We start from the raw sequence: 7,266 nt of genomic DNA, 5'->3' as shown, positions 1-7,266 counted from the left end.
GCAAGCTTTCCGGCATCAACCCGCACACATGGCTGACCGAAACCCTCACTAAACTGGCCGCGGGCCATCCTGCCAATGCCGTCGGCGAACTCATGCCTTGGACCGTGGTCTGAAAACACCGGTTACGTCTGTGCTGTCGGTTGTGCGTTGCTCGCCTTTGGAGGGCCGGCCATGGCGCCGGTGGGCGCCGTCGCGCTCGGGGCAGCCATGGGCGCGGAGGCAGACCTGATCGGTATCCTCACCGCCCGTCATTTCCCGATCGCCGGCTATAGCAGGGCCTATGCTGCGCAATATGGCGGGTTCATGGTGGCGGCGGGCCTCAGCCCCTTGTGGATGGGCCTGCTTGCCGATCGGACCGGTGGATATGCGACCGCGCTGATCCTGGCGGCGGTGCTGCTCCTCGTTCCGGCAGCCCTGTTCCTGCGCCTGCCGCTCATGGGCGCAAGCGCCCCCCGGCTTCATCGACCGTAGTTGGCCGCGCGCCTTGGAGAGCCGCGATCTCGACCACAGCCGTCACCATTTCGCCATTGTCCTTGCCGGCCGTTCCGTCGCAGACGGACACCATCCTCGAAGCCACCGCGCACGATAGGCGCGGCAAAGGGTGCCAGCCCGAGATCATGCGCCACATACGCCGCACCCTGTCGCCGTGCGATGTCGTCCAGGGCTTGCTTCTCGACCAGCTTCATGCCGGCGCCTTCGTCGCGAGAGCCCTCGCGCAGCCCGGCCGCGTCTCGATACGCGCGGCCCAGTCGAGCAGCAGGGGACAGGTCTCGCGATTGCCGATCCGCGGAAACATCGTGGCCAGCGCGCCGCCGCAATAGGCATAGAAATTGATGTCGGCGAGCGTGAACATCTCGCCGAGCAGCCACGGCCCGCCGCTCTCGGCGAGCTGTGCCTCGACCTTGGCGACCGCCTCTGCGATGGTCTGCGAGCATTCGTCCAATTTCTCCTGCGGGAAGCCGGCGCGCGCAGCGCGCCATTTGACCTGTTGCTGCTTGAGCGGGATACGCGCCATCAGCGCCTCGAACGCCTCGTCCGAATAGCCGCGTGCGATTTTCCCGGCGCCGTTTTGCCAGCCGTGGATCGACACAGCCTGCATGACATAGTCGTCGATATACTTGTTCCACTGCCGCATCCGCGCCGCGACCAGCGGCTCTTCCGGCCTGAGTGGCGGCGTGTCTGGAAAGGCATCTTCCAGATATTCGTTGATGACGCTCGTGTGCGTAATGATGACGCCATCATGCACCAGAGCCGGCACTTGCCCTTCCGGATTTACCGCCAGATACTCCGGGCTGTGCTGCTGGAACGTGTGGAGGTCGATCCAGCGGCTATCGAAGGCTATGCCTTTCTCGTGGAGAGCCATCAGGACTTTGCCGCCATTTGCGACCGGGACATAATGATAGAGTGTGAGCATGCTGTTCAACCCCAGCGCGCATGCTCGGGCCCCGGCAGGAACGCCGGTTTCGCGAGCGTGAGGGCGGCCTGAACGGCGGGGCGAGCGAGGACGCGCTCATGCCACAAGCGCAATGCTTCGCCGATCGCCAGCCCCTCGGCGTCAAGGGAGCCATCGAGAAACGGATGGACAAGGGCGAATGCCGCGATGTCGCTCAGTGAATAGTCCTGCCCAAGAAGCCAGGGCTGCCCACCGACAAGCATGGCATCCAGCCGATCGAACAGCAGCCCGAGTTTACGCCGGGATTCCTCGATAGCATTCTCCGAGGTCGGCTCGGCAGCCGCCAGCCACGCATCGCGACGTTCGCTGGTCAGTGCGGTCGCGTTTTCGAACAGCGCCTTGACGGCCGCGCCGCCGCCGAACACCTGCGCAACACCCAGTGTCGAGATGGCCGGCAGCGCTCGCTCGCCGAAGAAGCGTGCCAGCGCCTGAAGCTGCCACTGCCCATAAGCATCACTCGGCCGCAGGCGCGGCGTCGGATAAGCGTCGTCGAGATACTCGAGCACGAAATAGCTGTCACTGACGGCTGTCATGCCATCGACGAGGATCGGGAACTCACCTTCCAGCGTCGCTGCGATCTCGGGACTGTCGCTGAAGCGCGCGAAGGCGGCCGGCGTCTCCCGCCAGTCGATCTGCGTGATCGAGAAGGCCAGCCCTTTCTCGTTTAGCGCGATGGCGATCGCGAGGGCGGGCGGCGTCATGCCGTTGATGTGCAATGTGCGCATGGCGCAGGATCCTCCCTGGAGTGTCAAACGAACTCGCGGTTCGCTTCGGCCTCGATGTCGATATGCATGCCCCCGCGCGAATGCGCCCATGTGCGGCGGATCGAGGGGCGCTGATACATGCGCTGCAGCCACTTCATCGTGCGGGGCGTGCGCTCGACGCTGACCGAGGGCAGCCGCATCGTGTCGGCCATATGCGGCAGGATGTAGACGAGGTTGAAGGCATTGATGTCCGCGAGGCTGAACTGGTCGCCCGCGACCCAGTCATTCTCCCGCAGATTATCTTCGAACAGCGCCGACGCGATCATGACGCGGCGACGGCTCTCGGCCAGTTCCTCCTCGCTGAATTGCCCGTAGATCGCCTTAGTCCAGGCGATCCGACGTTCCCTGAGCGGGATCGCCTCGATTCGGGCACGCAACTCGTCCGGGTCCTTGTTGCGCACAGCCGGCCCGGTGAACATGTCCCACGCCACCATGCTTGCCGAGGGCGCATAGTACTGGTCGCAATATTTCATCCACCAGCGCATCTTCCAGCGCTTGGCCGCATCGTCCGGCCGCAGCTTCGGCCCGTCGAAGCGGGCATCGACATATTCCATGATCGCGGTGGATTCGTTCAGCAGATGGCCGTCATGGACCATCGCCGGGATGGTCCCCATCGGGTTGATCTCGAGATAGTCCGGCCTGTGCTGGTCGAATTCCAGCATGTCGATGTAGACACTGTCATAGGCCACGCCCTTCTCTTCCAGCGCCAGCATGGGCTTGCCGGAATTGGCATTGGGCTCCCAATGATAGAGGACGGGCTTTTCGCTCATCTTGCGTCTCGCTTGAACAGGGTGAGACCGGCCGACATCAGTCGTACCAGTAGGAAATGGTGCGCATCTCGATGCTTGCGCGCGGCACGGCATCGGCCGGCGCGCTCGGGTCCTCGAAAGCGGTGTGCGGGACGAACCAGGGTTGCGTCCGGTCGCTGTCATAGCGCTTGAACACCAGCACTTCGTCGCGGCTCATGTCCGGGAAGAAGTGCCAGCGATGCGCCGGACTGTAAGCAAACAGCAGAGCCTCGAACGCCCAGGTGACCTCGCCCTCATCATTGTCGAACGCGGCCTGCGCGATGATCAGCTCGCTCTCGCGCACCGAGCGGAAATCGCAGACTGCGAGCGGCAGATCTTGAGGCGGCGGTGAGAAGGTGCGCCAGATATTATGATGCGCCGTCCGCCGCAGAGTTCGCTCGGGATGAGGGTTATATTGCCCCTCGAATGCCAGCGACCCGTCGATACTCGTGTCGCTATGCACCAGCCGCGCAACCCGGCTGTTCTGCGCGCGATCGTCACGCGCCGCCCGCTCACCGAAGCGCAACGCGCCGGGTCCGGCGATGACCACCGCATCAGCTTTCGTCAGATCGCGGATGAACGATATGATCTCGCCGGGATGCTCGGCTTCGACCCGCGCACGATCTCGAAAGTCGTCGATCGCCGTCGGCATGTGCATCAGCGCGAACCCTTCGCGATCGAGGGACGGCGCCTCCGCGCAGGTCCGCGCGTCGATCATGGACATGCGGTGAGGATCGTAGGTGAACGTGTCGAGCGCGCTGTTCTTGGCGTGGAAGCGGATCAGCCCGCCATGGTCGATGGCGTAGTTGACCTCGCCTTCGACGATGCGGAGCCGATCGATCTGCTGCTGGGCTGTCATGTGTGTCATCCGATCAATCGAAGAAGGCCATGCCGCGAAACTCGATGCTCTCGCGGGTCGTCACATCCGGATCGGCAATGTTGCGGAAGGCCGAGTGCGGGCAGCGCCAGGCGCGCGAATGATCGCTGTCATGGAACTTGATGAACAGCGTGTCCTCCGGCGTCATCCGAGAGAAATACCACCAGCGATGATCGGGATTGTGGTGGAAGATGAAGGCGGCCGGGAAGCCCTCCTCCCCTTCGATCGGATCGAACCACGTGTCCCGGGCAGGAATCTCGTCGCACCAGACCAGCACGTTGCGCTCGCCCTCGTCCGGATCGACCGAGCGAAAGTCGCAGACGGCGAGCGGCCAGTCATGCGGCGGCGGCGTCAGCGGGCGCCAGAAGCTGAAGGCGACGAAGCGGCTGTAAGGCGGCGCGCCGGCATGATGCTCCCGGTAGAGCTGCTCGGCATAGGTGCGCGCGGCGACGGTCTCGAAATCGACATGCGCCTCGCTCGCCGCCGGCTTCATGTCGCGCTCGACCGCGTTGCCCGAGGTGCGCAGCGCATGCCCCAGATTGACCATGCGGTCCGCCCCGAGCATCTGCCGGACGATCTCCAGCTGCGCCGGCTCATAGTCGCGGGCGATCGCCGCCACATCGTCCCAGGCGGTGAAGGCGGTCGGATTGCGGATCAGCTCGAAGCCATGCACGTCCGCCTTGAACCGGCTTTCCAGCCCGCTGCCGTCATGCATATTGACCGGATATTCGGCGTACTGGCTGGTGTTGACGTCTTCATGCGGCGCGCAGAAGCGCCGATTGATCGTGGACGACGCCAGCAGATAGCCGATGTTTGCATCGACCTGGCGTGCATTGGCCAGCTTTGCGACAGTCACGTCGATCCTCTCCCTGTGCTGCTTTCCGGCAGACTAGAGGAGGGCGACGGCGTCGAGAATGAAGGCAATGCCTGAAATCAGAAAGGCTGCAACCTTTCACTCGGGCGTGTTCAGCGCTTCCAGCAAACTCGCAACGGTCCGGTCGGATCGATAGGCAGTGCGCACCGTGTAGCGGATCTGGACCGGCGGTACCGGCTTCGAAAAGGCGAGACGCGCCAGCGCCCCGCGTTCCACATAGGGTTCCATCCCGTTCGCGAAGAGACAGGCAAAGCTCCGGCTGCTGCCAAGCGCCTCGGCAATCAGGACATGGTCGTCGCTGGTGAGGCCGACCGGACAACCCGCGATGCCCAGATCGGCCAGGATTCCGTCCAGCACCTTGCGCAGATGCGAGCGCGCGGGGAGATAGGCAAAAGGCAGGCCGGAAAGATCGGCCGGCTCCACATGAGCGCTGTGCGCGAGCGGATGATGAGCGCCCGCGAAGAAGGCCATGCGCTCCTCCCACGCCATGAAGCTTTCGAGTTCCGGCACGGGCCCGCGCGCGAGGAAATAGCCCACTTCGAGTTCGCTGTGGGCAAGGCCCGAGATCATGTCGGCGAAGCTGCGCTTCTGCAGCTCGATGTCGACCTCGGCATGCTCCGCGACGAACGTCGCAAGACGCTTGGCGAGCGCCCCGGTGATGAAACCATGCGCGCCGATGCGGATGCGCCGCCGCATGCGGTCGCGCGGCGCCCTGTCGAATGTGGCGAGCAGATCGACCGCTGCCGTCAATATGCCCTGCGCATGGCGGAACACCTGTTCGCCCTGATAGGTGAGGATCGGCGCGCTGCCCCTGCGGCGCTCGAACAGCTTGCAATCGAGCTGCTGCTCCAGCGCGCGGATATGCTCGCCGACCGACACCTGGGAAATCGAGAGCTGCTCCGCGCAGGCCCGGAACGATCCCGCCTCGACGGCCCTGACGAATACCTCAAGCTGGCGGAAGGTCAGCGGGATCATGGTGTACGATCATGTCCGATCCGGGACGGCCACGAAAGAGGGCATGCAGCCGAGAGGAAGAAATCCCTCCCGGCTGCACGGAGAGTGAGCTCAGGCGTTCCTGCGATAGGTCTCGCGCGCGTGCTGATCGATCGGCGCGGGGTGAACGGTCGCGCGCAACTTGAACGGCACGTGGTTCTCGACCTGCACCTTGGACGAGGGCGTGGGCTCGCCCCAGACGACCACGACTTCCGTGCCGGGCTCGGCCATCGCGGCATCGACCACGGCGATCGAGAGCATCGAGCGGAAATTGGCCGAATAGCCCGTGTGCAGCGAACGGCCGACCAGTGCGCCATCCGCACTTTCCACGCGGTCATAATGATAGGTGGCATAATGGGCGATCGGCAGGTTGATGAACTTGGCGCCGACACCCGGCTGGTACATAGACGCCCACAGCTTCGCCATGTCGTCGCCGTTCCACTTGAGCGTCACCTTCCGCCGTGCGCCGGTGTCGCCGGTGGCCGCCATCTTCTCCAGCGCCTCGCGGCCGACGAAGTCGTGATCGAACTTCATGATGCGCCCGTAGCCCACGTCATAGGGCGTGAAATAATAGTCCTCGAGCTTCTCGGAATAGAAGCTGCCGCCGAGCGACACCTTGGCATCGACATCATCCGCCGCCAGCCACTTGCGGAAATCGGCCGTGCCGGCGCCCGAATAGAAGGCGGGCAGCGGTCGCGGCAGCCAGCCGGATTCCAGCGAGTTGGTCAGATAGGCACGACCGCCCACCTTGATCATCCCGTGCTTTTCGCCGGCGGCGAGCAGCGCATCCAGCACCGGCTGGCGATCCGCCCAGGGCACGACGAACTCGAAGCCAGGCTCGCCGGCCATGCCGTGACGCAGGGCGCGAACCATCTTGCCGCCAATGGTGAAGCGCGTGCCCTGGAAGAACTTTACTTCGGGCGGCTCGTGGCCGAGCACCTCGCGAATGACGTCCATGGCGCCCGGCCCCTGCACTTCGCAGCGATAGACGATGGGGTCTCCGCCGCCGACGCGGCAATAGGACGGATTGTCGCGCGTGATCTGCACGTCGTAGCCGCCGGTCTCGGCATGATATTGCAGCCAGCTGATCGTCGGCGGAATGCCGACGGCCTGGAACTCGTCTTCCTCGTAGCGGAACAGGATGTTGTCGCCGATGAGCTGGCCGTCGCTGTTCGTCGCGACATATTGCTTGGCGGAGTCGATCGGGAAGCGCTCAACGCTGTTGATCGCCGTGTCGCGGATCAGCTTCAGCGCATCCGGCCCCTTGATGTTGAGATCGGCCATGTGATGGGACTGATCGAACAGCACAGCATTGCTGCGCCAGGCGAGCTGCTCGTCCCGCCAGTTGGTGAACTCCGGCGTCACCGGCGTCGAGACGATCGGCGGATCCTGCGATTCCCACAACATGGTGATGGCGCCGCCGGCGTCCGCAATCTTCGTTTCCAGGTTCTTAGACATAGGCACTCCTCTCGTCGCCAGGGGCGAACATGATCTTGGGTGCTGACGGGTAAGCCCCG

Annotated in this window: 10 protein-coding genes; 2 read left to right on the top strand and 8 right to left on the bottom strand. The window is 64.1% G+C overall.

Going from position 1 to position 7,266, the window contains the following annotated elements:
* Together KM135_RS20100 and KM135_RS19055 are read left to right on the top strand one after the other, a co-directional pair.
* The coding region (locus KM135_RS20100) for a transposase domain-containing protein (RefSeq protein WP_221715667.1) at positions 1–113 on the top strand (113 nt) is incomplete at its 5' end.
* Positions 114–171: 58 nt separating this feature from the next.
* On the top strand, positions 172–471 hold the full coding sequence (locus tag KM135_RS19055; RefSeq protein WP_221715661.1) for a hypothetical protein: 300 nt from the start codon (positions 172–174) through the stop codon (positions 469–471).
* On the opposite strand, the gene KM135_RS19050 is transcribed toward KM135_RS19055, so the two are convergent.
* The 8 genes from KM135_RS19050 to KM135_RS19015 form a co-directional block, all read right to left on the bottom strand.
* On the bottom strand, positions 459–686 hold the full coding sequence (locus KM135_RS19050; protein ID WP_221715660.1) for a hypothetical protein: 228 nt from the start codon (positions 684–686) through the stop codon (positions 459–461). The genes KM135_RS19055 and KM135_RS19050 overlap by 13 nt on opposite strands.
* Positions 683–1,414 carry a glutathione S-transferase family protein gene (locus KM135_RS19045; protein ID WP_221715659.1) on the bottom strand — a complete coding sequence of 244 codons (732 nt, stop codon included), beginning with the start codon at positions 1,412–1,414 and terminating at the stop codon, positions 683–685. Before KM135_RS19045 ends, KM135_RS19050 begins: the two co-directional genes overlap by 4 nt.
* A gap of 5 nt (positions 1,415–1,419) precedes the next feature.
* Entirely contained in the window at positions 1,420–2,178 is a 759-nt protein-coding gene (locus KM135_RS19040) for a glutathione S-transferase family protein (protein ID WP_221715658.1), read from the bottom strand.
* Between the two features lie 23 nt (positions 2,179–2,201).
* Positions 2,202–2,987, bottom strand: a complete 786-nt coding sequence (locus tag KM135_RS19035; protein WP_221715657.1) for a glutathione S-transferase family protein — start codon at positions 2,985–2,987, stop codon at positions 2,202–2,204.
* Positions 2,988–3,024: 37 nt separating this feature from the next.
* A complete protein-coding gene (locus KM135_RS19030) occupies positions 3,025–3,864 on the bottom strand; it encodes a CmcJ/NvfI family oxidoreductase (RefSeq protein ID WP_221715656.1) in 840 nt (279 codons plus the stop codon).
* A gap of 13 nt (positions 3,865–3,877) precedes the next feature.
* Complete coding sequence (locus KM135_RS19025; RefSeq protein ID WP_221715655.1) at positions 3,878–4,738, bottom strand: CmcJ/NvfI family oxidoreductase; 861 nt, start codon at positions 4,736–4,738, stop codon at positions 3,878–3,880.
* Between the two features lie 96 nt (positions 4,739–4,834).
* The gene (locus KM135_RS19020; RefSeq protein WP_221715654.1) at positions 4,835–5,731 is read right to left on the bottom strand and encodes a LysR family transcriptional regulator; all 897 of its coding nucleotides are present in this window, start codon (positions 5,729–5,731) and stop codon (positions 4,835–4,837) included.
* 90 nt (positions 5,732–5,821) lie between these two features.
* A complete protein-coding gene (locus tag KM135_RS19015) occupies positions 5,822–7,207 on the bottom strand; it encodes an aminomethyl transferase family protein (RefSeq protein WP_221715653.1) in 1,386 nt (461 codons plus the stop codon).
* Positions 7,208–7,266: the final 59 nt, after the last annotated feature.

Source organism: Sphingobium xanthum (assembly GCF_019737615.1).
Classification (GTDB): Bacteria; Pseudomonadota; Alphaproteobacteria; order Sphingomonadales; family Sphingomonadaceae; genus Sphingobium; species Sphingobium xanthum.
This window is presented reverse-complemented; position numbering and strand designations above follow the sequence as displayed.